Genomic DNA, 22,674 nt, shown 5'->3' on the forward strand with positions numbered 1-22,674 from the left:
GGCAAGACGTACATGGCGGATATCCGCGATCTGTCGATCGTGCTTGATCGTATCGATCAGGCAATCATTGAAGTGCTGCGCCATGAAGGGCGCATCACTTACCAAAAGCTTTCGGAGCGCGTGCACCTGACCCCCAGGCCGTGCCTGGAACGGGTGCGCAAGCTTGAACAGCTCGGGGTCATTCGCGGTTACGGGGCGATCCTCGATGAGAAAAAACTGACACCGGGGTTGTCTTTGCTGGTGTTGGTTGCGCTGTCGAACCAGAGCGGGCGGGCGGCGCAAAAAGCCTTCGAAGCCAAGGTCCGTGCTTGCCCGCAGGTGCTGGAGTGTCGCTTGATCAGCGGTGCGTTCGACTACAGCCTGCGCATGCGTTGCCGCGACATGGAACATTACCGGGTACTGACCGAAGTCTGGTTCGACGACCCGGAGCTGCACATCGACAAACTGGTCAGCCACCCGGAACTGGCGATGGTCAAGACCACGATGGAGTAATAATCACCGCAGTTCCCTTGTGGGAGCGGGCTTGCTCGCGAAAGCGGAGTGTCAGTCGACATTGATGTTGGATGACACTCCGCTTTCGCGAGCAAGCCCGCTCCCACATTTGGTTTTTGGTGTCTGCCGAATCGGCTGGGCAAGACAAAAACTACAGCCGTTTCCATCACCTTAAAAACCCTTATCAACCGGGTTTTCCCGCTCCCGAAACAGACAATGAGCCTCTCTCAACCCTCATTGAATCTGTGCCCATGCAAACCACCAATACCGTTTTGATGATTCGCCCGACACGTTTCTCTTTCAATCAGGACACGGCGGCGAACAACCGTTTTCAGCGCCCGGCCGCCGTGTCCGAAGACGTTCAGCTCAAGGCCCTGCAAGAATTCGACGGCTACGTTGCCGCGCTGCGCGGGCAAGGCGTCGAGGTCCTTGTGCACAACGACCTTGAAGCCCCGCACACGCCAGACTCGATCTTTCCCAACAACTGGTGGAGCAGCCACCCCGACGGCACGTTGGTGCTGTACCCGATGCAGGGCCACAACCGGCGCCTGGAGCGGGATAAAGGTGTGCTCGACTGGCTGCGCGACGAATACCGGGTCGAGCAGTTGCTGGACCTTTCCAGCCTCGAACAGCAGGAAGTCTTCCTTGAAGGCACCGGCAGCATGGTGCTGGATCGTCAGCAGCGTATTTGCTACGCCGGCTACTCCACCCGCACCCACGCCCGGGCGCTGGATGAGGTGGTCAACCATCTGGGTTACGAGCTGTGCGCGTTCACGGCGCAGGACCGTCAGGGCGTCGCGATTTACCACACTAACGTGATGATGAGCGTCGGTACGCGGCTGGCCATTGCCTGCCTGGCATCGGTCACGAACCCGAGCGAACGCCTGGCCCTGCGCTCGCGGCTGGAAGACAGCGGCAAGCAAGTCATCGCGCTGAACTGGAGCCAGTTGGAATCCTTTGCCGGCAACATGCTGGAAGTTCAAAGCAGTGCGGGCGACCCCGTGCTGGTGATGTCACGTACCGCCTGGCAAGCGTTGGACACCCGCCAGCGTCGGTTGATCGAGGCCCACACCACGCCGCTGCCGGTGAACATCGACACCATCGAACGCATCGGCGGCGGCAGCGCCCGCTGCATGTTGGCCGAAGTATTCCTGCCCAAACACCTGACTGCCAAGGAGCAAGTGCGATGATCGTCCGTCCCGCCACACCGGCTGACCTGCCGGCACTCCTGGCCCTGGCCCATAGCGCCGGGACCGGTTTGACCACCTTGCCTGCCGATGCGCCGCGTTTGCGCCAGCGTCTGGAATGGGCCGCGAAAACCTTTGCCGGCGACGCCGAGCGTGCCGATGCCGACTACCTGTTTGTGCTGGAGAACGACCAGAAAGAGGCGATCGGTATTTGTGCGCTGGCCGGTGCCGTCGGCCTGCGCGAGCCCTGGTACAACTATCGAATGGGCTTGTTTGTCGCGGCGTCGAAAAACCTCGGGATCAATCAACAACTGCCGACGTTGTTCCTGGGTAACGACATGACCGGGCAATCGGAGTTGTGCTCATTGTTCCTGCACGCCGATCATCGCAGCGGCCTGAACGGGCGCTTGTTGTCGAAGGCGCGGTTCCTGTTTCTCGCAGAGTTCCGTCAGCACTTCGGCGACAAGGTCATTGCAGAGATGCGCGGCTACTCGGACGAAGCAGGCATTTCACCGTTCTGGGAAGGGCTGGGGCGGCACTTTTTCAAGATGGACTTTGCCGATGCCGATTATCTTACCGGCCTGGGCAACAAGACCTTCATCGCGGAACTGATGCCCAAGTTTCCGCTGCCGACCTGCCTGTTGCCGGAAGCAGCGCGTTCGGTGATTGGCCGCGTCCATCCCAACACCGAGCCGGCGCTGGGCATGCTGCAGGCGGAAGGATTCGAACACCGCGACTACATCGACATTTTCGACGGCGGGCCGCTGATTGAATGCGCCACCGCCGACATCCGCGCGGTGCGTGACAGTCAGGTGCTGCAATTGAGCCTTGGCACCCCCGGAGAACAGGCGGCGACTTACCTGATTCACAACCGCCAGTTTGCCGAGTGCCGAATAACCGCAGCACCGGCGCGGGTGGCGGCGGGTACGTTGATTGTCGATGCCCAGACCGCAAAAACGCTGGGGTTGAGTGCCGGTGCATCGGTGCGGGCGGTGAGTCTGGCAGTACCGGCCAAGCAATTATCTGCGGCCTGACTCGAACCTTCAGGAGCGAGACTGCTCGCTCCTGAAGGGTTCTGTAGGGTGTCAGGTTCTGCGGCTAAGGACCTCAGTGATACTGCGCCGCTTGGCATGCAACTCACTGGCTTGAATCAACTGTTCAAGGTCTTCGGGCGTGACATCAAAGAAAGCTTCCATGTCCGCCAGCGCCCGTTTCAGATCCTGGGCAGTGATCGCCTGGCTGTCGATGGGCGGGTGATCGGCTGGCACCATCGGCACCGGTTCGCTGGCGCGTCTTGGGTAACGAATGCGCGTCAGGTTGTTGTATGCGAGCGCGCTGAGCAACATCGTCGAGGCGCCGAGCATTACCGGGCCGAGGGCTTTCCAGTCCAGCGCGATGGTCGCCGGGTCTGCCAATACCAGCAGCAACGCCAAGGCACCGGCCGGCGGATGCAGGCAACGCAGCCAGCACATCAGAATCAGTGACATGCCTGCGGCCAGGCAAGCACTGCCAAGGGTTCGTCCGAGCACGTGGGCGACCAACAATGCGACCACCCCAGCGCTCAAGTAGCCGCCGAGAATCGACCAGGGTTGCGCCAACGCGCCGGAGGACACCGCGAACAACAGCACTGCCGAGGCGCCCAGCGGGCCGATCAGGTGCTGTGCCACTTCGATGCCGAAAACCTGTGAGCACAGCCAGACGCTGAACATCGTACCGAGGGCCATGCCGATGGCGGCACGGCTCCATTCAGAAGGTCGAGTATTGATGGCGGCGGGGAACCAGCGAGCAAACATGAGGTGAACGGTCCGTTGCAAAAGTCGAGGCAAAAAAAAGGCTTAGCTGGGATACCCAGAAAGCCCTTGAAGTCGTTCCAACTATTGGGGGAGGAACGAGGCACAGTGTGCCGCTCATTCCAGACGGAGACAAATTCATATTAATGCAGTTTCAGTGCATTAATTTTGCTGTAAAGCCACCCGGCGTCCGCTCATGAAACACAGGAAACCGCCCATGGCGGTCAGCGCGCTCAGGGCATAAAACATCGTCGGCGCCGGGGTGTGCATCAACAGGAAACCGCAAATCACCGGGCTCAGGGCACCGCCCAGGGCCGCCAGGTTTTGTGCGCCGTAGTAACTGCCGCGCAGTTCTTCCGGGGCCAGGGTGTCGACGAACAGGAATTCGGCGGGGTAAATGATCATTTCGCCGAGGGTGAAGATGAACATCGCGATGCACCACGACACCAGGCTGTCCGCCAGGCTGAAGCCGATCAGGCCGAGGATGAACAGGCTGGTGCCACCGGCAATCCAGTAGCGCAGTTGTTCACGCTTGAGGAAACGGCCGATCTGGTATTGCAGCAGGATCACGCTGATGGCGTTGCAGGCGAGCAGGGCGGCCATGGTTTCCAGGGCGCGTTTGGAGTCCTGGGTCACCAGCAGGTATTGCGACAGGTACAGGGTGAAGCGCCCATGGACCACGGTGCTGAGCAGGCAGCCGCAAGTGAACATGATCAGCGTGCGGTCGTTTTTCAGGGTGATCAGGGTTTTCAGAAAGCTTTGCGGCTGGCCGATCACGGGTGTCTGGCTCGAATCTTTCGGGATCCCGCTCATCAGGAAGATGCTGAAAAACGCAATGCCGCCGGCAATCAGGAACGGCGCAATCGGGTAGACACCGGCGATGACCACGCCGAGCATCGGCCCCGTGGCGTAACCGATGTTGGTCAGGGTGTAGCGCAGGGAAAAGGCCTTGGCGCGCTGACCCATGGGCAGGTTTTCGCTGAGGATCGCCTTCGAGCCGATCAGGAACAGCGCCGAAGCGGTTTCGGTGATCACCAGGGTCAGGGTGGTCAAGTAGAGGTTTTCGGCGAAGGTCAGCAGCACGAAACCGATGGCGCTGGAGAGCATGGCGAGGATCAGCAGCCGGCGCTTTTCGAGGCGGTCGATGATGTAGCCGCCGTAGAGCGCTAGCAGGGTGGCGATGAACACCGCGATGCCCAGCAGCAAGCCAACGTCCTGTTGGTTGAGGCCCAGTTTGTTGCTCAGGAACAACGTGAGCAACGGGCTGGTGATGGCGCGGCTGACGACGATGGTCAGCGATACGATCATCAACCGGCGGATAACAAGCGAGTAAGTGGCCACGGTGGGGCAAATGTCCTTATTCAGATTTCAGGGTGTTCGACGGTGTACCGTGTCGCGCCATTCGCGGGCAAGCCTCGCTCCTACGGGGTTTCGCTGCCCCTGTAGGAGCGAGGCTTGCCCGCGAAGAGGCCCGCGCAGACAACGCAAAATTCAACTCAACCACCGGTCCAGCGAACCAACCGATTCCAGCGTTTCCAACCGCCACAACTGCCCGATCAGTTCCTCTGCCTGCAACCTCGGCATCACCCGCACCGCCAGACTGAAAAACTTCCGTTCCAACGCGTCATCACTCAACGGATTGCCCGGCGCACCCAGTGGCGGGTCGACGCACAGGCTCGCCTGCCGACCGTCCACTGTCCGCACGCTCACCACGGGCTCGCCATCCTCTGACAGTTGCGGGTCCACTACAAGACGAATGCGCGACATCCACAGCGCAATCTGTGGAACACGCCGTTGCTCCTCGTCATACGCCTCCAGCCGGCAATGCCCATGGACCAGGCGTGCGGCGAGGGCGTACGGCAAGCTCATCTGCGCCGCTGCGAGGCTGCTCACTTCCTGAGCGCCGCACATGTCCTGCAGAAACCCGCACAGCGAAACCTCAAGGTCTTCAACCTGATCGACATCCACCTGCAGTTGATCCAGCAACAACCCCAACGCGTCGATGGCCGAATGCGTGCCACGGCACGAGGCGTACGGCTTGATCGAACAGCGGGCGAGCTTCCACACGACGCCCAGGTCGGCATCCAGTGCTTCTGGTTGTGAAGACGCCCCGGCCAGGGTTTTCAGGAAACCGCCCCAGACATCATCGAACAGCTTCGACGGCCCGGTGATGCCTTGCTGCGCAAACCGTGCCGCCAACAATCCACCTTCGGCGGCGCGCCCGCTGTGCAGTTTTTTACTCTGCGAACCGTCGTGGATGAAGGCCCACAAGCCGCCGCTGAAACTGCCGGCAATGCCCAGTGCCGAGAGCATTTGTCCGGCGTTCAAATCCAGGATGCGTGCACTTGCCGCCGCCGCGCCAAACACGCCGCAGGTGGCGGTGGAATGCCAGCCGGCGCCGTTGTGCGCCGAATAACCGCCACAGGCTTCGAGCACGCGGCGGCCGACTTCGTAACCGATGACCACCACCGTGATGAACTCGCGACCACTGACAGGCCGCGTGGACATCGAAACAGCGGCCATCACCGCCGGCAGCACCACCGCGCCGGAATGGTCACAGCCACCGGTGTCGTCCAATTCCAGCGCATGCGCGGCGACGCCATTGAGCATCGCAGCCTGAGCGGCGCCGACCCGCAGGTCCGCGCCCCAGACCAGCGTGCCGCCGGTTTCACCCGAGAACACCAGGCGCGCCTGTTTCGCCACATCGCTGTCAGCCCCGGCCAGCGTCGCGCCAAAGGTGTCGAGTATGTGCCGTTTGGCTTGTGCAACCAGTACCGGGGGCAAGTCTTCAAATCCTGTGTTGACGCAAAACTGCGCCAGTCGTTGCAAACGCTCGGTCATAGGAGGTAGTCCCGATAATGCCGTTCGTACACCGACGCCGGGTGATCCTCGGTCACAGGCGCCGCGGAATCGGCCCACCACTGAGCGACTTCGGCTCCGGTGGCGATCCACACGTCGTTGTGTTGCTGAATACCCTGCAGCAATTCGCGCAACACGCCGATCCGTCCCGGCGTGGCAATGATTTCCGGGTGCAAACGCAGCACGTAACACAGCCCGAAGCGGTGGAACCCGGCGAAGTCCATTTGCAGGTTGCCCAGGGTGTGGCTGTAGGAGGCGATCCGCGATTGCGCCGGCGGCACCGCCGGGCTCAGGTTGAACGCGAAGTAGGGTTCGTCTTCCAGCTCGTAGTGCAAGGGCAGTTCAATCACCTGCGGCGCTGTGGGATGCGCGAACGGCAAGTCATCGCCGCGCCACGAGGAGGACCAATGAATGCCTTGGTCCCTCAGCGCCTCGATGAACCCTGGTGCGCCATTGCCGGCAGGGATGCGAAACCCCGTCGGGCGCTGGCCGGTCAATGCTTGCAGAGCCTCGCAGCCGGCGGCAATTTCGGCGCTCTGCTGCGCCAGATCGAGGGTGTCGTAGTTTTGATGGCGATACCCGGCGCAGGCAATTTCATGCCCTCCGGCCTGGATCGCCTGAAGGTGTTCGGGGTTTTCTTCGGCGACGATGCCGGGGACAAACCAGCTGCTGCGAACCCCCAGTTCCTTGAACAAACCCAGCAGACGCTCGACGCCGCGCTGGCTGCCGTAACGCCATACAGACAGTGTCTTGTCGCGCCCGGCGACTTCCGGCGCCTGGGTGAGAATCCCGTGAATGTCGTTGTAATCGACGGTCAGCACCACGGCGCAGCGATAGCCGTCGGGCCAGACGATGGAATCAGCCATGGTGATGCTCCTTCAGCCACCACTGGGCGACGTCGCGGCAAGTGGCAAACCACACGTCGTCGCGCTGACGCATGTGTTCGAAAAGTTTTTCCAGCAACAGGATGCGTCCCGGTTTGCCGGTGATCTTGGGGTGGAACAGGGTGGTCAGGCACAACCCCTCATTCATGGCGCCGTCGTACTCGCGGCACCAGTTGTCCAGAGTCAGCTCGTAGCTGGCCGTGCGGTCCAGTCCCGAAGGAAAGTCCGGCGCGCGGGTGTAGGCGAGGGAGGCGTAGTCGTCCATTTCCCAGCGACCGGGGATTTCCACCAGTGGCGTGTCGAACCCCGGCACGTTCACCAGGTACGGTCGGTCGTCGCCGCGCATGCTGCTGGAGTAGGTCACGCCGGCTTCCACCAGCATCGCCGGGGTCTCGGCGCGCCAGTCGCCGGACGGCGTGCGGAAACCTTCGGCGCGGATGTTCAGGTGTTTCCAGAACACCTCGCGGGATTTCTTCATCACGTCCTTTTGCTGGTCCAGCGTCAGGGCGTAAAAGGATTCGTGTTTGTAGCCGTGGTACGCCACTTCATGCCCGCGCTCGACAATCGCCTGGCACTGTTTCGGCCAGTTCTCCACGACCCAGGCCGGAACGAAAAACGTAGTCGGGATGCGGAATTCGTCGAGCAGGTCGAGAATCCGTGGCAGCGCCCGGTAAGGGCCGTAACCACCAAAACCGAAGTACTCGGGCTTGTGCCAGATCGAGCCGTTGAGCATCGCATCGCCGGTGGGGCCGTCGAGGTCGAAGGCCAGGGCAAGGCAGGCCTTGTGCTGGTCGGGCCAGGTGGGTTGGGGTGAGGAGGACATCAGTAGCGCTCCGCTCATCTATAGGTAAACACAACCCCTGTAGGAGCGAAGCTTGCTCGCGAATGCGGTGTGTCAGTCAGTAGAGATGTTGAATGACATACCGCATTCGCGAGCAAGCTTCGCTCCTACAGGGCAAGCATTACTTGCCGGCGTTGATGGTTGCCGTCTTGATTGCGCCCAGCTCCAGGTCCCATTTTTTCAGGATGGTCTGATAGCTGCCGTCATCGATCATGCTCTGCAACGCAACCTTCACCGCTTCGCTCAGCTCAGGCTTTTTGTTGCTCAGGCCCATGCCGGAGAACTGCACGGAAATCGGCTGGCCGACCGTTTTGTACATGTCCTTTTCCTGAGTCTTCAGGTACGACAAGGTCTCGCTGCCTTGCATCGCGGCATCGATACGGCTCTGACGCAATTGCGCACGGGCATCCGCCGAGCCTTCGGTGCCGATCACCACGATGGCCGGTTTGCCGGCGGCTTCGCAGTTGGCCTTGCTGTATTCAGCGATTTCCGCCGGGAACGTGGTCCGGCGGCTGGTGCCGACTTTCTTGCCGCACAGGTCGGTGATTTCGTTGAAGTCCTTGTTCTTCTGCAGGGTGTAGAACTGCGGACCGCTGGTGAAGTAGTCGACGAAGGTCACGCTGGCCTGACGCTCTTTGGTGTCGGTCATGCCCGACAGCACCATGTCGACGCGGTCGGTGGTCAGGGCGTTGATCATTTGCTCGAAGCCGGTTTCCTGCCATTTGATCTTCACGCCCAGACGTTCGGCCAGGGCGTTGCCCAGATCAACGTCCACACCGGTGAGGGTATTGGTGGCCGGGTCCTTGAAATCCATCGGCGGGTAGTTCGGCATGATCGCGACGACGATCTCGCCTTTTTCCTTGATGCTGGCCGGCAATTCGGCGGCGAAGCTGACGCTGGATGCCATCAGGCCTGCGAGTACTGCTGGGATTACGATGTTCTTCATGGTCGTTCTCTTATGTGTGTTGTTACGCCAGCCGGCGCTTAGGTTCGAACGGCAGAAATGAAGCTTTGGGTGCGCGGGTTTTGCGGACTTATTAGTATTTCTTCGGGGCTTCCTGCCTCCACGATCTGCCCGCCGTCCATGAACACCATGCGGTTGGATACTTCGCGAGCGAAGCCCAGTTCATGGGTGACGACGATCATGGTCATGCCGGATTGCGCGAGATCGCGCATCACCGACAGCACCTCACCGACCAGTTCCGGGTCGAGTGCCGAAGTGGGTTCATCGAACAGCATCAGCTTGGGCCGCATGGCCAATGCGCGAGCAATGGCGACACGTTGTTGCTGACCACCCGAAAGCTCGATCGGGTAGCTGTTGCGCTTGTCGGCCAGGCCGACGCGGGCGAGCAGTTCCAAAGCTTCTTCGTGCGCCTCCTTGGGCGAACGCTTGAGCACCTGGCACGGCCCTTCGATGATGTTTTGCAGCACAGTCATGTGCGGAAACAGGTTGAAACGCTGGAACACCATGCCGGTGGCCAGGCGTTGACGGGCGATCTGCGACTCGTTGAGTTCGTGCAGTTTGTTGCCGACGATGCGGTAACCCACCAGCTCGCCGTCGACCCACAGGCCGCCCTTGTCGATCTTTTCCAGCTGGTTGACGCAACGCAGCAAGGTGCTTTTGCCGGAGCCGGACGGGCCGATGATGCACAGCACTTCGCCTTGCTCGACTTCGATGTTGATGTCCTTGAGGGCGTGGAAATGGTCGTAATACTTGTTCAGGCTCACGGCCTTGACGATGCTTCTCATGTTCGACTCCTCAAGAACGCTTGCCGGCGCCGCGAGCGAAACGACGCTCCAGACGGCTTTGACCAAAGGACAGCACGGTGACTGTGGCCAGGTACCAGATACCCGCGACGATCAGCAGCTCCATCACTCGGGCGTTGGCGTAGTAGATGTTCTGGGCGTTGTAGAGCAGCTCCGAGTACTGGATGACGCTCGCCAGCGAGGTCATTTTCACCATGCCGATAAACTCGTTGCCGACCGGTGGAATGATGATCCGCATGGCCTGCGGCAGGATGATCCGGCGCAGCGCTTGCAGGCGTGGCATGCCGATCGACTTGGCGGCTTCGTACTGCCCGGTGTCCACCGACAGCAGGCCGGCGCGCACCACTTCGGCGGTGTAGGCACCCTGGTTGATGCTCAAGCCGAGGAGGGCGGCCACGAACGGCGTCATCAGGCTCACGGTGTCCATTTCGAACACGCCAGGGATGCCGATGGTGGGGAAGATCAGCGCCAGGTTGAACCACAACAGCAGTTGAAGGATCAGCGGCGTGCCGCGGAACAGCCAGGTGTAGGTCACTGCCACGTAGCGCAGGATCGGGTTGGCCGACATGCGCATGATCGCCGTGATTACCCCGAACACAATGCCCAGCCCCATCGCCAGCACGGCCATGACGATGGTATTGAGCAAGCCCCACATGATCGCCTGGGACGTGAGGAACTGGCCGATGTACGACCACTCGATCTTGCCTTCGGCGAAGGCCCGCACCAGGCCGATGATCGCGATGACGATGACCGTGGCGAAAAAGATCCGCCCGTAGTAACGCCGTGGCACGTGATCGTACTGGGTGATATCGAACTGGTTTTCCGCCAGTTTGCGCTCCGCCTGGAGTCGTTCTGCCTGAGTCTGGCTCATGTTGTTTCTCCGAACACTGGTATTACAGGTCAAACACAATTCCCTGTAGGAGCGAAGCTTGCTCGCGAAAGCGGTGTGTCATTCACCACTGATGCTGACTGACATGGCCTCTTCGCGGGCAAGTCGGATCGCCGCACCGCTCGCTCCTACAAGGGATCTGCGTTGTCTATCAGAGGCGGAAGCCCTGATAGTTCTCGGTCCATTCGTGTTGCGCGGCGAGGGCGGTCTTCAACCGGCCGATCTGCTCGCGCACCTGCTGCGGCGCCGTACCACCCCAACCGCTACGGGCGGCGATGGCGGCTTCCAGCGTCAGGCTGTCGCGCACTTCCGGGGTCAGGCGCGGGTCGATCTCGGCCAACAGTGCCGGCGAGGCTTCCCACAACTCGATGTCGTGTTTCTCACAGGCCTGAACCAGCGCGCCGGTGATTTCATGGGCTTCCTTGAACGGCACGCCGCGCACTGCCAGCCAGTCGGCCACTTCGGTCGCGAGGGTGAACCCGAGCGGTGCCTGACGGCGCAGCTCTTCAACGTTGACCTTCATGGTCGCGACCATCCCGGCCATGGCGGGCAGCACCAGCAGCAAGGTGTCGACGCTGTCGAGCACGCCGTTCTTGTCTTCGCTCAAGTCGCGGTTATACGACAGCGGCAGGGATTTCAGGGTGGAGAGCAGACCGGTGAGGTTGCCGATCAGGCGACCCGCCTTGCCCCGGGCCAGCTCGGCAATGTCCGGGTTTTTCTTCTGCGGCATGATCGAGCTGCCGGTGGCGTAGGCATCGTCCAGTGCAACCCAGCGAAATTGCCGCGACGACCACAGGCAGAATTCTTCCGCGAGGCGGGAAATGTTGATCCCGAGCATGCTGGCGATAAACAGGAACTCGGCGACGTGATCGCGGCTGGCCACGGCGTCGATGGAGTTTTCGCACACGCCGCTGTAACCCATTTCTTTGGCCGACTGTTGCGGCAGGCGTGCGATGGCGGAACCGGCCATGGCGGCGGCGCCGAGTGGCGACAGCGAGGTGCGGATGTCCCAGTCCACCAGCCGTTGCACGTCACGCAGCATCGATTGGGCATGAGCGAGCAAGTGGTGAGCAAAGACGATCGGTTGCGCCTGTTGCAGGTGAGTGAAACCGGGGCAGATGCTTTCGATGTGCTGTTCGGCCTGATCGACCAGCGCTTGCTGCAAGGCCAGCACTTCGACGGCCAGGGTGCGGACGTGATCACGCAGGAACAGACGCAGGTCGTTGGCGGTCTGGTCGTTGCGCGAACGGCCGGCGCGCAGCTTGCCGCCCAATGGGCCGAGGCGCTCGGTCAGCAGGCGTTCGATGAAGGTGTGGACGTCTTCGTCATCCAGCGTTGGCGCGATGCTGCCGGCTTTGAAGTCAGCGCCGATACCTTCCAGCGCGCCCAGCATGGTGTGGGTTTCCTGCTCGCTCAACAGCCCGGCGCGCTGCAGTTCACGGGCATGGGCCTTGGAACCGGCGAGGTCATACGGGGTCAGGCGAAAGTAGCGTTCGGGGCAACGGGACAGGGCCGCCAGGGCTTCGGATGGGCCGCTTTTGAAGCGGGCACCCCAGAGACGGTCGGTGGTTTGAGACATTGTTGTTTTCCTCGTCGGTAAAGCGAACTGAAATTGATGCGCAGAGCCGGGAAGACCCGCCGGAAATAATTCGGGCGTGGTTCGGCCTAAGCAGTTTTCAAGAGGGCAGTTGCAGCGTTGCGAGAGCTGATCGAAGTGTCAGCTTTTAGTAGTTCGAAATCAGTGAGTTGGCACTGAAGTACGGGGATTATTAGCGGTTGCCAAGCCTGGTTTTCTGTGTTCATTATTATTGGCCAGCTATGTTTTTGTTGTTGGGCACAGGTTGTTGAATAGCGCGCCAGAGGTAAATAAGCATTATGGAAACCCCACTTTCCAATTCCGGAAACCCGGCGCCAAAAACGGCGCATCGGGCGCCACTGGCCCTCAGCGGGCTGGATTTCAAACTGCTCAAAGTGTTCAAGGCCGTGGTCGAGGCCGGTGGTTTCAGTGCGGCGCAGAACGAGCTGAATGTGGGGCTGGCGGCCATCAGCAAACAGATCTCCGACCTTGAAATCCGCATCGGTATGCGCTTGTGCACCCGAGGTCGCGAGGGCTTTCATCTGACCGAAGAAGGCCGTCTGGTGTATCAGGCGTCGATTGATTTATTTGCCTCGGTCGACAACTTTCGCGACCGGCTTAGTTCAGCGCAGAACGAACTTATTGGCGACTTGGGTGTGGGGGTTATTGATAATACTATTTCCGATCTTAATTCACCGTTAGTTGCAGCGCTTAGACGGATAAATGAAGAGTCGCCGAAAGTAAGGTTTCAACTTCAGGCGTCACAACTGGATGAAATTGAAAGAGGGGTCGTAGAGGGACGCCTCGTAGCCGGTATTGTGCCGGTTTATCAGAAACGCGAAGAGTTCGACTATTACACGCTGTATGAAGAACGCTCGGAGGTTTACTGCGCGATCGGCCACCCGTTGTTCTCGGTGCCGGACGCAGAAATTGGCAGCAACGTGCTCAAGGATTACGAGTGCATCAACCACCGCTACGCGATCCACCGCGACAAACTGAATTTTGCCCGATACGACAGTTTTTCCGCCTCGGCCACCCAGGTGGAAGCCGTGGCGCTGCTGATCAAGACCGGGCGTTTCGTGGGTTTTCTACCGCAGCATTACGCCGCGTCGATGGTCGCCCAAGGGCAATTTCGCGCGGTGCGGCCGGACCTCATTCACATCAGCACGCCGTTCAATCTGATCCTGCGTCACAACACCGTGCGCAGTCCGTTGGTGAAGGCGTTTGCCCAGGCGTTGGGCGTTGATTTGAAGGTGCCTGTTTGTTAATCAAACTTTACTGACACCATCAAACTGTAGGAGCTGGCTTGCCAGCGATAGCAATCAAAAGATCACCACAAAGTCCAAGGTCCTCATCGCCGGCAAGCCGGCTCCTACAGTGTTTTGCGTATGCCTCTGTCAATCACGCAACAACCGAAGCCACTGGCCATTGTTGATGCGGAATCGGTAACTTGCGCGAGTCGCCTCGCCCCATCGGAAAGTACATAAACCCGCTGCGCGCCAACCGGTCTGCGTCATACAGATTGCGTCCATCGAATATCACCGGCGCTTTCAATCGTTGCTGGATCAGATTGAAATCCGGCGCCTTGAACTGCTGCCATTCGGTGCAGATGATCAACGCATCGGCGCCGGCCAGCACCGATTCCGGGGTGCCCATGAGCATCAGCTTCGCTTCGTCGGGATACAAATGCTGGGTTTCCTGCATCGCCTCCGGGTCGAACGCCCGCACGCTGGCACCGGCGGCCCACAGCGATTCCAGAAGTACCCGACTCGGCGCGTCGCGCATGTCGTCGGTGTTGGGCTTGAACGCCAGGCCCCACACAGCAAACGTCTTGCCGCGCAAATCGCCTTTGTAGAATGCGTTGATGCGCTCGAACAGTTTGTGTTTCTGCCGCTGGTTGATGGCTTCCACCGCTTGCAGCAGGTCGCTGGAGCAATGCGCTTCCTCGGCGCTGTGGATCAAGGCGCGCATGTCTTTGGGGAAACACGAACCGCCATAACCGCAGCCGGGGTAGATGAAGTGGTAGCCGATGCGCGAATCGGCGCCGATGCCCAGCCGCACAGATTCGATGTCGGCACCGAGGTGTTCGGCCAGTTCGGCGATCTGGTTGATGAAGCTGATCTTGGTCGCCAGCATGCAGTTGGCGGCGTACTTGGTCAGCTCGGCGCTGCGCAGGTCCATGAACATGATCCGGTCATGGTTGCGGTTGAACGGTGCGTAGAGGTCGCGCATGACATCGCGCACGTCATCGTTTTCGCAACCGATGATGATACGGTCCGGGCGCCGACAATCGGCGACAGCCGAACCTTCTTTCAAGAACTCCGGATTGGAGACGATATCGAACTGCAGTAACCGGCCGACCTTGATCAGGCACTTGTCGATGTGCGTGCGCAAGGTATCGCCGGTGCCCACGGGGACGGTGGATTTCTCCACCAGAATCACCGGCTGCTCGCGGTGGCGGGCCACCGCTTCACCCACCGACAGCACGTAGCGCAAATCCGCGGAACCATCGTCCCGGGACGGCGTGCCCACCGCAATGAACAACACCTGACCGTGTTGCACCGCGAATTTTTCATCAGTGGTGAACTGCAACCGCTTGGCCTCCAGGCTTTCGCGCACCAGGCTGGCCAGCCCCGGCTCGAAAATGCTCACGTGGCCTTGCTGCAGCAACTCGACTTTTTTCTCGTCGATGTCCATGCAAACCACGTCGTGGCCGACTTCAGCCAGGACAGCGGCCTGCACCAGGCCGACGTAACCGCTACCAAATACACTGATTTTCATAGGTCACTCCTGAGTGTGGACGCGTGAGCAGGTCGAGCGTTGATGGTGATGACGCCCAGAATGACCAGGGCCACCCCGAGGCTTTTGGAAAGGCTGAAGTCTTCGTTGAACACTGGCAGGACGGCGGCCAGCAGGTACACCAGCGCGTAGCTGATGCTCAGCAGCGAGTAAGCCCGGCCCAGCGGCACATCGCGCAGGGCCACGAGCCAGCTGAGCATCGACAGGGCGTAAGCGAGGATGGCGGCCAGCACCACGGCGACGGCGCTCGGGTCGAGGCTGGCGGTCAGCAAGTGCTCCGGTGACGGCAGGCGCGTCATGCTCCAGCGCATGCCCAACTGCGCGGCACTGCCGAGCAGCACGCTGCCCAGGGCGAAGGCGATGCCCCGGCGCAGGCTCATGCGTTCAACCCCAGCAAAATCACGCCGCCGATCACCAGCGCTACGCCCAACCAGTGGCGGCGGTCGATGGTTTCGTGGAAGACAAAGCGAGCGATCAGGGTGATCAGCACAAAATTCAGGCTCAACATCGGATAGGCGACGCCGACTTCAAGTCGCTGCAACACCAGCAGCCACACCAGCAAACCCGCGCCCAGCGCGGCGAGGGCCAGCCACAGCCATGGCGAGCGCAGTTTTTCGCCCCAGCCCGACGTCTTGCCGCGCCAGTTCTCCACGGCGTATTTCTGGGCGATCTGACCCAGGCAGGTCAGCAGGCAGGCCGCCAATACCAGCAACAGGCTCATGTCGCACCCTGAGGGAATATCAAAATCACAAGGTTGCCTTGTTCATAGCGTTTGCCATCCTTGGGCAAGCGGTCGATTTCACGCAGCTCGTCTTCACCCTTGACCCGCATCAGCACGCCTACCGAGCCACGCTGACGGGCGTCGTGCATCCACTGTTGCACGCGATCAGGGTCGACGCGTTGCGACGCGCCGTCAGGATAAGCGAGGCCATATTTCAGTTCGCCTATCGTGTTGTACAACGCCACGTCCGGGCGTTTCAGGCGCCAGGCCAGGGCCGAAGCGGCGCCCAGATCGTTGCTCAACAAACTGGCGGTCTCGCCGAGCTCCCGGGCATGCTCAAGGACAAACTGGTCGGGCATTTTGTTCGCCACCACCGATTCGGGTATGGCCGCCGGCAAGACCCCGACCAGCAGCAGGCTGCCGAAGGCCGGCGCCGCCCAGCATTGCAAGGGCCGGAACGCTTGCAGCAGGTTGGCCATGATCCAGCCGATCAGGCCGATGAACACCAGCACCAGGTTGTGCAACTCGTGGTCGTACAGCGGTTTTTTCAGTTGCAGGTACACCAGCGTGAAGAGGGTGGTCAGGCCCAGCATGAGATTGAGCAAACCATTGAGGCCCAGTACCCGGCCTTGCTCCAGCCGCAAGCGATCCGCCAGCGCATGCCCCAGCAGCAAGGCCAGTGGCAGCAGGCACGGCATGATGTAGGTGGGCAACTTGCCGTTGCTCAGGCTGAAAAACAGCAGCGGCATCAGCAACCACAACAGCAGGAAAGCGATGTTTGCCTGCCTGCGGGTTTGCCATGCCTGACGAAGTGCAGACGGCAGCAGCACCACCCACGGCAGACTGAACGCCACCAGCAACGGCAGATAAAACCACCACGGCGCGTCATGCTGCGCGTCCTCACTGGCGAACCGGCGGATGTGCTCGTGCCAGAAGAAAAACCGCCAGTAATCGGGCTCCTGCGCGTGCACCGCCAAGGCCCAGGGCAGGCTCACGGCGATGGCCACGGCAATTGCCAGCGGGCCGTAGATCAACAGTTCACGCCAGCGTTTTTGCCAGAGCATCCAGGGCAGGGCGATCAGCACCGGCAGCAGCCAGGCGAGAAAGCCCTTGGTCAGGAAGCCCATGCCACAGGCCAGGCCCAGTGTTGCCCAGGCAATCAGGCGTCGGGCGTGGGTGGCGCTATCCAACGCAAACCACAAGGCGACCAGGCTCAGGTTGACCCAGAAAGTGAACTGCGGATCGAGATTGGCGTAGCCGGCTTGCCCGGCGACCACGGTGAAACTCATGTACAGCAACGCGCAGGCAAAGCTTTTGCGTGGCTCGTTCCACAGCCGGCGAGCGATCAAGTAACACAGCATCACACTGAGCCCGGTACTGATGGCCGAAGCAATCCGCACCCCGAACAGATTGTCGCCAAACAGTGCCTGGCCAAGGGCGATCATCCAGTACCCGGCCACCGGTTTTTCGAAATAGCGCAGGCTCATGAAATGCGGCGAGATCCAATTGCCGCTCAAGAGCATGTCCTGGCTGATCTGCGCGTAACGGGTTTCATCGGGAATCCACAGACCGTGGGTGCCCATTGGCAGCAGGTAGCCCAGCAGGAAAAGACCCAGCAGCGGCGGCAGTACCCAGCGTTTACTCATGCACCTTGCACTCCCAGCCAGCCTTCACGGCCGTCGAGCGTGCCGCGCAGTACGCGACCGGTCGGCAAGGTGCCTGGCGCCTTGGGCAGCCATTCGCCCAAGGGTTGAAAATGGATACCTCGCTGGCGCGCAGCGGCCAGCAGTTGACGAAAATCGTTGGCCATCAGAATCCCTTCTACTTCGGCGTGGATCGTATAGACGTTGAGTTTTTCCGGGGAGAATCGATCGAGAATGAACCCGTTGAAGTCCTTGGCCGCGAGCGTTGGGCCAACCACTTCATCGAAGGTCGGCAGGTCCACCGGAATCTGCGGTGCCCCCAAACCACCCCTGGCCAGAGTCGGCTGGAACAGGCTGTGGCCACGGCAATCGCTGTTGTAGCGAAAGCCGAAAGCCTGCTTGGCCTCGATCACGCGCTCGTCCGCGCGCCAACCGGCGGCTGCCGAACACTCGATTTTTTGCCCGAGGATGTCGCCGAGCGTGTCCACGCCCTGGCGGATCTGCTCGATCAACTGTGCGTCGCTCCAGCGCCCGGCATTGGCCTGCCAGCCGTGGTGATCCCAGGCATGCAGGCCGACTTCATGACCTGCATCCCGGGCCTGGCGCATCAAGTGCCCGAGGTCGCGGCCAATGGGTTTGCCCGGCCATGCGGTGCCGGCCAGCAGGATGTCCCAGCCGTACAGCCCGGCGGCGTTGGAACGCAGCATCTTCCACAGGAACTGCGGACGGATCAGGCGCCACAAGTGGCGCCCCATGTTGTCCGGCCCGACGCTGAAGAAAAACGTCGCTTTGACCTGCGCTTCATCGAGCATCTCCAGCAGCCGGGGCACTCCTTCCCGAGTACCCCGGTAGGTGTCGACATCAATCCGGAGGCCTGCCTGCATCAGCGCTTGTCCGCGATTTCGAGCATCGCTTCACGCAAGAAGAAATCCAGGGTGTTGCCGATGGTTTCGCTCATCTGCACGGTCGGCGCCCAGTCCAAAAGACGCTTGGCGTTGTCGATGCTCGGTTTGCGGTGGGACACGTCCTGGTAACCGGTGCCGTAGAACGCCTTGCTTTCAACGTCGCGGAAGCCGGCGAACGGCGGGAAGTTGTCGCGCAGCGGGTGGGCTTCGAACTGGCGCAGCAGCTCTTCGCCCAACTGACGGATGCTGGCTTCGTTGTCCGGGTTGCCGATGTTGATGATCTGGCCGTTGCAGGCATCGTTGTCGTTATCGATGATCCGCGCCAACGCTTCGACGCCGTCTGCAATGTCGGTGAAGCAGCGTTTTTGCTCACCACCATCGAACAGGCGAATCGGCGTGCCTTCCACCAGGTTGAGGATCAGTTGCGTGATCGCCCGGGAGCTGCCGATGCGTGCCGAGTCCAGTCGATCGAGGCGCGGGCCCATCCAGTTGAAGGGGCGGAACAGGGTGAAGTTCAGGCCTTTCTGGCCGTAGGCCCAGATCACCCGATCGAGCAATTGCTTGGAGATCGAGTAGATCCAGCGTTGCTTGTTGATCGGCCCGACCACGAGGTTGGACGTGTCTTCGTCGAACTTGGCGTCCTGGCACATGCCGTAGACTTCCGAGGTCGACGGGAAGATCACGCGCTTGTTGTATTTGACGCAGTAGCGCACCAGTTTCAGGTTTTCTTCGAAGTCCAGTTCGAACACGCGCAGCGGGTTGCGGGTGTACTCGATCGGCGTGGCGATCGCCACCAGCGGCAGGACCACGTCGCACTTCTTGATGTGGTACTCGATCCACTCGGAGTGGATGCTGATGTCGCCTTCGACGAAGTGGAAATGCGGATGGCTGCGCAGGCGTTCGATGGCGTCCGAGCCGATATCCAGGCCGTAGACCTCGTAGCGGTCGTCACGCAGCAGACGCTCTGACAGGTGATTGCCGATGAAGCCGTTGACGCCGAGGATCAGCACCCGGGTGCGCCGTGGAGCGCGCCCTGATTCGGCACCGCGCAGCACGGAACCGTCGACCAGCCCCAGTTCGTTGGCCAGTTGCGGGCCGCTCAGGTACAAACCGTTGTCGTTGCGTTGACCGGCAGTGATGACCAGGGAATCTTCGCCGCAGGCAATACGCAGCGGATCGACGCTGATGACCCGGCCCGGTGCCTGACCTTCGTTGCCCTGGGCGACTTCGGCGCTCCACACAATCAGTTTGTGCTCACCCACCGCGCAGAACGCGCCGGGATAAGGCTGGGTCACGGCGCGTACCAGATTGAACAGTTCTTCGGCCGGTTTTTGCCACATCAACTTGCCGTCGGCAGGCGTGCGGCGACTAAACACCGTGGCTTTCGATTCGTCCTGCGGGGTCTCGCTGACTTTCCCGGCGAGCAACGCCGGCAACGTGTCGCGCAGCAGGTCGGTGGCGGCCACGCGCAACTTGCCGTGCAGGCTCAGCGCCGTGTCGCTGCGCTCTATCGCGACTTTTTTCTGGGCGAGAATCGCGCCGGCATCGGCCCGTTTGACCATGCGGTGCAGGGTCACGCCGGTTTCGCTTTCACCGTTGACCAGCACCCAGTTGGCCGGTGCACGACCGCGATAGCGCGGCAGCAACGAACCGTGCAGGTTGAACGCGCCGTTAGCGGCCGTGGCCAGCAACGGCTCGCTGAGCAGGTGGCGGTAGTAAAACGAGAACAGGTAATCGGGGTTGAGCTTGGCGATGCGTTCGATCCACAGCGGATGATTGACGTCTTCCGGCGCGTGCACCGGGATCCCCTGACGGGCGCACAGTTGCGCAACCGAGCCGTAGAAGGCGTTTTCCTGCGGATCATCGGCATGGGTGAACACGGCGGCAATCTCGTAACCGCTGGCGAGCAGGGTTTCGATGCCGGCACAGCCAATATCGTGATAGGCGAAGACAACAGCTTTTGCGCTCATGAGAGAACCTGATCTGAAGAGGTGGAAGTGAGGCCGTCGACGGTGACCACAGGCGCCGGGGTGGCCGGCTGGCCGCGCAGGACTTTTTCGATGAAGAACCGCGGACGGGCGCGAACGTCGCTGTACATGCGCCCGAGGTATTCACCCAAAAGACCCATGCCGATGAATTGCCCGCCGGTGAACACGAACAGCACGGCGAACAGCACGAACGTACCGTCACCGGCCCAACTGGCGCCGAACACCAGTCGCAGGACGATCAGCGCCATGGCGAATGCCACGCCCAGTCCGGCCATGGCGAAGCCGACAATGCTCAGCAACCGCAGCGGCGTGGTGGTCATGCACGTGATCAGGTCGAACATCAGATTGATCAGGCGCATGGGGCTGTACTTCGATTCGCCGTGTTCGCGCTCGGCGTGGGTCACCAGGATTTCCGTGGTGTGCCGGGCAAAGCTGTTGGCCAGGATCGGAATGAACGTGCTGCGTTCACGGCAGGCGAGCATGGCGTCGACAATGGTCCGGCGGTAAGCCCGGAGCATGCAGCCGTAGTCGCTCATGGCGACGCCCGTGGAGCGCTGCACGGCGAGGTTGATCAGCTTCGACGGCCAACGGCGCAGGGCCGAATCCTGGCGGTTGTTGCGCACCGTGGCGACCACGTCATAGCCGAGTTCGGCCTGAGCCACCAACCGTGGAATTTCTTCGGGCGGGTTTTGCAGATCGGCATCGAGGGTGATGACGACATCGCCCTTGCACTGCTCGAAACCGGCCATGATTGCCGCGTGCTGGCCGTAATTGCGGTTGAGAATGACCGCCACCACCGGGCTGCACTCGCGACTGGCGGCTTCTTCAAGTATCTGCGCCGAGTGGTCGCGGCTGCCGTCGTCGACCAATACGATTTCATAGTCATGGTGCAATTGCTGGCACGCCGCTTCGGTGCGCCTGAGCAGTTCGGGCAGGCTGCCCTGTTCGTTGTAGACCGGGATGACAATTGACACACAACGGATCGGATAAGGTTTCACAGGCGTCTGTCCACAGTGTTTTCGATGGCGCTGACCACACGGTCGACGTCGTCGTGGGTCATGTCGGGGAACAACGGGATCGAACACAGGCGCGCCGAGTTCCATTCGGTGTTGGGCAGGTAGATGTTGGGGAATCGCCGGCGGTAGTAGGTGTGCAGGTGAGTGGCGATGAAGTGAATGCCGGTGCCGATGTTTTGTTCCTGCAGGGCTTTCATGAACGCCTCACGGTCCAGCCCGCAGCGCTCGGTGTCGATGCGCAGGATGAACAAGTGCCAGGCGTGCTGCTGCGGGTAGGCCGGAATCGCCAGCGGTTGCACCGGTGAGCCTTCCAGCCGTTGCAGGTAAGTCTTGGCCAGTTCGGTACGCTTGGCGTTGATCTGGTCCAGGCGCTCCAGTTGCACCAAAGCAATGGCCGCATTGATGTCGGCCAGGTTGTATTTGAACCCCGGTTCGATCACTTGGGCCTGGGGTTTGCGGCCGTGGGTCAGGCGGTCGTAGGCATCGACGCCGAGGCCGTGAAACTTGAGCATGCGCACCCGGTTGGCCAGCGCTTCATCATCCGTGACGAACATCGCGCCCTCGGCGCAGGTCATGTTCTTGATCGCGTGGAACGAGAAGATCGCCGTGCCTTTCGCGCCGACGTGACGATTTCTGTAGAGGGTTCCGGCGGCGTGGGCGGCGTCTTCAATAACGGGGATGCCGTGTTTGTCGGCCAACGCATAGAGCGGGTCGAGATCGAACGCGGCGCCGGCATAATGCACCGGAATGATTGCCCGGGTGCGCGGGGTGATGGCCGCTTCAATGTGCTCCATGTTGCTCATCAGCGTGTCGCGGTCAACGTCGACGAACACCGGTGTCGCGCCCAGCAGGCAGATCATGTTGGCGGTGGAGACCCAGGTCTGGGACGGGGTGATCACTTCATCGCCGGGACCAATGCCCAAGGCCAGTAATGTGACGTGCATGGCGCCGGTCGCCGAGGAAAGTGCGACGGCATGACGGCAACCCACGTAGTTGGCGAAGTGTTCTTCCAGTTGCTGGTTTTTCGGTCCGGTAGTGATCCAGCCGGAGCGCAATACTTGCTCTACGGCAGCCATTTCTTCATCGCCGATACTGGGGCGGGAGAAGGGGAGAAAAGCCTGACTCATGGGCACCTCAAGGCTGTTGGCTTAGTGGTGTGGCTCTAGATAATTATTGGATCCAATAAAAGCGTAGCCGAATAATCTAAAGCTGCATCAATGAGTTGACTCATCATGCTGACAATCCGCTTTCATTGACTTTTCCTGCCTGGACCGGCAGGTTGGGAGCCCCTTGCGGCTCACCGGATGTATTAGAGGT

The 22,674-nt window shown here is 60.9% G+C and carries 21 protein-coding genes; 4 read left to right on the forward strand and 17 right to left on the reverse strand.

Annotation, left to right across the window (positions count from 1 at the left end; all coding sequences use genetic code 11):
• The first annotated feature begins 12 nt into the window (after positions 1–12).
• From ACM6IO_RS23965 to astA, 3 genes are all read left to right on the forward strand, one after another.
• Positions 13–492 (forward strand): Lrp/AsnC family transcriptional regulator, encoded by a 480-nt coding sequence (locus ACM6IO_RS23965; RefSeq protein WP_008026500.1) that lies wholly within the window; start codon positions 13–15, stop codon positions 490–492.
• Between the two features lie 251 nt (positions 493–743).
• Entirely contained in the window at positions 744–1,682 is a 939-nt protein-coding gene (gene ctlX, locus ACM6IO_RS23970; protein WP_008038378.1) for a citrulline utilization hydrolase CtlX, read from the forward strand.
• Positions 1,679–2,713 carry an arginine N-succinyltransferase gene (gene astA, locus ACM6IO_RS23975; protein ID WP_414912353.1) on the forward strand — a complete coding sequence of 345 codons (1,035 nt, stop codon included), beginning with the start codon at positions 1,679–1,681 and terminating at the stop codon, positions 2,711–2,713. Before ctlX ends, astA begins: the two co-directional genes overlap by 4 nt.
• Positions 2,714–2,764: 51 nt before the next feature.
• On the opposite strand, the gene ACM6IO_RS23980 is transcribed toward astA, so the two are convergent.
• The 9 genes from ACM6IO_RS23980 to argH all read right to left on the reverse strand — a co-directional run bounded on the left by ACM6IO_RS23980 (position 2,765) and on the right by argH (position 12,288).
• Positions 2,765–3,472: an HPP family protein gene (locus tag ACM6IO_RS23980; RefSeq protein ID WP_223479986.1), complete on the reverse strand. Its 708-nt coding sequence runs from the start codon at positions 3,470–3,472 to the stop codon at positions 2,765–2,767.
• Positions 3,473–3,631: 159 nt separating this feature from the next.
• Entirely contained in the window at positions 3,632–4,810 is a 1,179-nt protein-coding gene (locus ACM6IO_RS23985) for an MFS transporter (RefSeq protein ID WP_192227230.1), read from the reverse strand.
• Between the two features lie 150 nt (positions 4,811–4,960).
• Entirely contained in the window at positions 4,961–6,310 is a 1,350-nt protein-coding gene (locus ACM6IO_RS23990; protein WP_414912354.1) for an MmgE/PrpD family protein, read from the reverse strand.
• On the reverse strand, positions 6,307–7,194 hold the full coding sequence (locus ACM6IO_RS23995) for a polysaccharide deacetylase family protein (protein WP_414912355.1): 888 nt from the start codon (positions 7,192–7,194) through the stop codon (positions 6,307–6,309). The genes ACM6IO_RS23990 and ACM6IO_RS23995 overlap by 4 nt, the downstream gene beginning before the upstream one ends.
• Positions 7,187–8,035, reverse strand: coding sequence for a polysaccharide deacetylase family protein (locus ACM6IO_RS24000; protein ID WP_192227227.1), 849 nt, complete (start codon positions 8,033–8,035; stop codon positions 7,187–7,189). The genes ACM6IO_RS23995 and ACM6IO_RS24000 overlap by 8 nt, the downstream gene beginning before the upstream one ends.
• A gap of 139 nt (positions 8,036–8,174) precedes the next feature.
• Positions 8,175–8,999 (reverse strand): ABC transporter substrate-binding protein, encoded by an 825-nt coding sequence (locus tag ACM6IO_RS24005; protein WP_008026483.1) that lies wholly within the window; start codon positions 8,997–8,999, stop codon positions 8,175–8,177.
• Positions 9,000–9,037: 38 nt separating this feature from the next.
• Positions 9,038–9,802 (reverse strand): amino acid ABC transporter ATP-binding protein, encoded by a 765-nt coding sequence (locus tag ACM6IO_RS24010; RefSeq protein ID WP_008026481.1) that lies wholly within the window; start codon positions 9,800–9,802, stop codon positions 9,038–9,040.
• 10 nt (positions 9,803–9,812) lie between these two features.
• Complete coding sequence (locus ACM6IO_RS24015) at positions 9,813–10,691, reverse strand: amino acid ABC transporter permease (protein ID WP_008026479.1); 879 nt, start codon at positions 10,689–10,691, stop codon at positions 9,813–9,815.
• Between the two features lie 169 nt (positions 10,692–10,860).
• Positions 10,861–12,288, reverse strand: a complete 1,428-nt coding sequence (argH, locus tag ACM6IO_RS24020; RefSeq protein WP_280163926.1) for an argininosuccinate lyase — start codon at positions 12,286–12,288, stop codon at positions 10,861–10,863.
• A 296-nt stretch (positions 12,289–12,584) separates the two neighbouring features.
• On the opposite strand from argH, the gene ACM6IO_RS24025 reads away from it, so the two are divergent.
• Positions 12,585–13,553 (forward strand): LysR family transcriptional regulator, encoded by a 969-nt coding sequence (locus ACM6IO_RS24025; RefSeq protein ID WP_008038396.1) that lies wholly within the window; start codon positions 12,585–12,587, stop codon positions 13,551–13,553.
• A 133-nt stretch (positions 13,554–13,686) separates the two neighbouring features.
• Here the strand turns inward: ACM6IO_RS24025 and ACM6IO_RS24030 are convergent, their stop codons facing one another.
• Genes ACM6IO_RS24030 through arnB form a run of 8 tightly spaced genes read right to left on the reverse strand, consistent with a single transcriptional unit; the run spans position 13,687 to position 22,484 of the window.
• On the reverse strand, positions 13,687–15,066 hold the full coding sequence (locus ACM6IO_RS24030; protein WP_008038398.1) for a UDP-glucose dehydrogenase family protein: 1,380 nt from the start codon (positions 15,064–15,066) through the stop codon (positions 13,687–13,689).
• The gene (arnF, locus tag ACM6IO_RS24035; RefSeq protein ID WP_008026471.1) at positions 15,063–15,464 is read right to left on the reverse strand and encodes a 4-amino-4-deoxy-L-arabinose-phosphoundecaprenol flippase subunit ArnF; all 402 of its coding nucleotides are present in this window, start codon (positions 15,462–15,464) and stop codon (positions 15,063–15,065) included. Before arnF ends, ACM6IO_RS24030 begins: the two co-directional genes overlap by 4 nt.
• On the reverse strand, positions 15,461–15,805 hold the full coding sequence (gene arnE, locus ACM6IO_RS24040) for a 4-amino-4-deoxy-L-arabinose-phosphoundecaprenol flippase subunit ArnE (protein WP_192227224.1): 345 nt from the start codon (positions 15,803–15,805) through the stop codon (positions 15,461–15,463). The genes arnF and arnE overlap by 4 nt, the downstream gene beginning before the upstream one ends.
• Positions 15,802–17,451, reverse strand: a complete 1,650-nt coding sequence (arnT, locus tag ACM6IO_RS24045; RefSeq protein ID WP_414912356.1) for a lipid IV(A) 4-amino-4-deoxy-L-arabinosyltransferase — start codon at positions 17,449–17,451, stop codon at positions 15,802–15,804. Before arnT ends, arnE begins: the two co-directional genes overlap by 4 nt.
• On the reverse strand, positions 17,448–18,332 hold the full coding sequence (arnD, locus tag ACM6IO_RS24050; protein ID WP_414912357.1) for a 4-deoxy-4-formamido-L-arabinose-phosphoundecaprenol deformylase: 885 nt from the start codon (positions 18,330–18,332) through the stop codon (positions 17,448–17,450). Before arnD ends, arnT begins: the two co-directional genes overlap by 4 nt.
• On the reverse strand, positions 18,332–20,323 hold the full coding sequence (gene arnA, locus ACM6IO_RS24055) for a bifunctional UDP-4-amino-4-deoxy-L-arabinose formyltransferase/UDP-glucuronic acid oxidase ArnA (RefSeq protein WP_414912358.1): 1,992 nt from the start codon (positions 20,321–20,323) through the stop codon (positions 18,332–18,334). The genes arnD and arnA overlap by 1 nt, the downstream gene beginning before the upstream one ends.
• On the reverse strand, positions 20,320–21,339 hold the full coding sequence (gene arnC / locus ACM6IO_RS24060; protein ID WP_414912359.1) for an undecaprenyl-phosphate 4-deoxy-4-formamido-L-arabinose transferase: 1,020 nt from the start codon (positions 21,337–21,339) through the stop codon (positions 20,320–20,322). Before arnC ends, arnA begins: the two co-directional genes overlap by 4 nt.
• Positions 21,336–22,484, reverse strand: coding sequence for a UDP-4-amino-4-deoxy-L-arabinose aminotransferase (gene arnB, locus ACM6IO_RS24065; RefSeq protein ID WP_414912360.1), 1,149 nt, complete (start codon positions 22,482–22,484; stop codon positions 21,336–21,338). The genes arnC and arnB overlap by 4 nt, the downstream gene beginning before the upstream one ends.
• Between the last annotated feature and the right edge of the window lie 190 nt (positions 22,485–22,674).

Source organism: Pseudomonas sp. IT-P44 (assembly GCF_949768225.1).
GTDB classification, from domain to species: domain Bacteria; phylum Pseudomonadota; class Gammaproteobacteria; order Pseudomonadales; family Pseudomonadaceae; genus Aquipseudomonas; species Aquipseudomonas migulae.

What these genes read in the sequence shown, in the direction of transcription:
- ACM6IO_RS23965 (WP_008026500.1), top strand. Translation starts at nt 13, where the DNA reads ATGGCGGATATCCGCGATCTGTCGATCGTGCTTGATCGTATCGATCAG.
- ctlX (WP_008038378.1), top strand. Translation starts at nt 744, where the DNA reads ATGCAAACCACCAATACCGTTTTGATGATTCGCCCGACACGTTTCTCT.
- astA (WP_414912353.1), top strand. Translation starts at nt 1,679, where the DNA reads ATGATCGTCCGTCCCGCCACACCGGCTGACCTGCCGGCACTCCTGGCC.
- ACM6IO_RS23980 (WP_223479986.1), bottom strand. Translation starts at nt 3,472, where the DNA reads ATGTTTGCTCGCTGGTTCCCCGCCGCCATCAATACTCGACCTTCTGAA.
- ACM6IO_RS23990 (WP_414912354.1), bottom strand. Translation starts at nt 6,310, where the DNA reads ATGACCGAGCGTTTGCAACGACTGGCGCAGTTTTGCGTCAACACAGGA.
- ACM6IO_RS23995 (WP_414912355.1), bottom strand. Translation starts at nt 7,194, where the DNA reads ATGGCTGATTCCATCGTCTGGCCCGACGGCTATCGCTGCGCCGTGGTG.
- ACM6IO_RS24000 (WP_192227227.1), bottom strand. Translation starts at nt 8,035, where the DNA reads ATGTCCTCCTCACCCCAACCCACCTGGCCCGACCAGCACAAGGCCTGC.
- ACM6IO_RS24005 (WP_008026483.1), bottom strand. Translation starts at nt 8,999, where the DNA reads ATGAAGAACATCGTAATCCCAGCAGTACTCGCAGGCCTGATGGCATCC.
- ACM6IO_RS24010 (WP_008026481.1), bottom strand. Translation starts at nt 9,802, where the DNA reads ATGAGAAGCATCGTCAAGGCCGTGAGCCTGAACAAGTATTACGACCAT.
- ACM6IO_RS24015 (WP_008026479.1), bottom strand. Translation starts at nt 10,691, where the DNA reads ATGAGCCAGACTCAGGCAGAACGACTCCAGGCGGAGCGCAAACTGGCG.
- argH (WP_280163926.1), bottom strand. Translation starts at nt 12,288, where the DNA reads ATGTCTCAAACCACCGACCGTCTCTGGGGTGCCCGCTTCAAAAGCGGC.
- ACM6IO_RS24025 (WP_008038396.1), top strand. Translation starts at nt 12,585, where the DNA reads ATGGAAACCCCACTTTCCAATTCCGGAAACCCGGCGCCAAAAACGGCG.
- ACM6IO_RS24030 (WP_008038398.1), bottom strand. Translation starts at nt 15,066, where the DNA reads ATGAAAATCAGTGTATTTGGTAGCGGTTACGTCGGCCTGGTGCAGGCC.
- arnF (WP_008026471.1), bottom strand. Translation starts at nt 15,464, where the DNA reads ATGAGCCTGCGCCGGGGCATCGCCTTCGCCCTGGGCAGCGTGCTGCTC.
- arnE (WP_192227224.1), bottom strand. Translation starts at nt 15,805, where the DNA reads ATGAGCCTGTTGCTGGTATTGGCGGCCTGCCTGCTGACCTGCCTGGGT.
- arnT (WP_414912356.1), bottom strand. Translation starts at nt 17,451, where the DNA reads ATGAGTAAACGCTGGGTACTGCCGCCGCTGCTGGGTCTTTTCCTGCTG.
- arnD (WP_414912357.1), bottom strand. Translation starts at nt 18,332, where the DNA reads ATGCAGGCAGGCCTCCGGATTGATGTCGACACCTACCGGGGTACTCGG.
- arnA (WP_414912358.1), bottom strand. Translation starts at nt 20,323, where the DNA reads ATGAGCGCAAAAGCTGTTGTCTTCGCCTATCACGATATTGGCTGTGCC.
- arnB (WP_414912360.1), bottom strand. Translation starts at nt 22,484, where the DNA reads ATGAGTCAGGCTTTTCTCCCCTTCTCCCGCCCCAGTATCGGCGATGAA.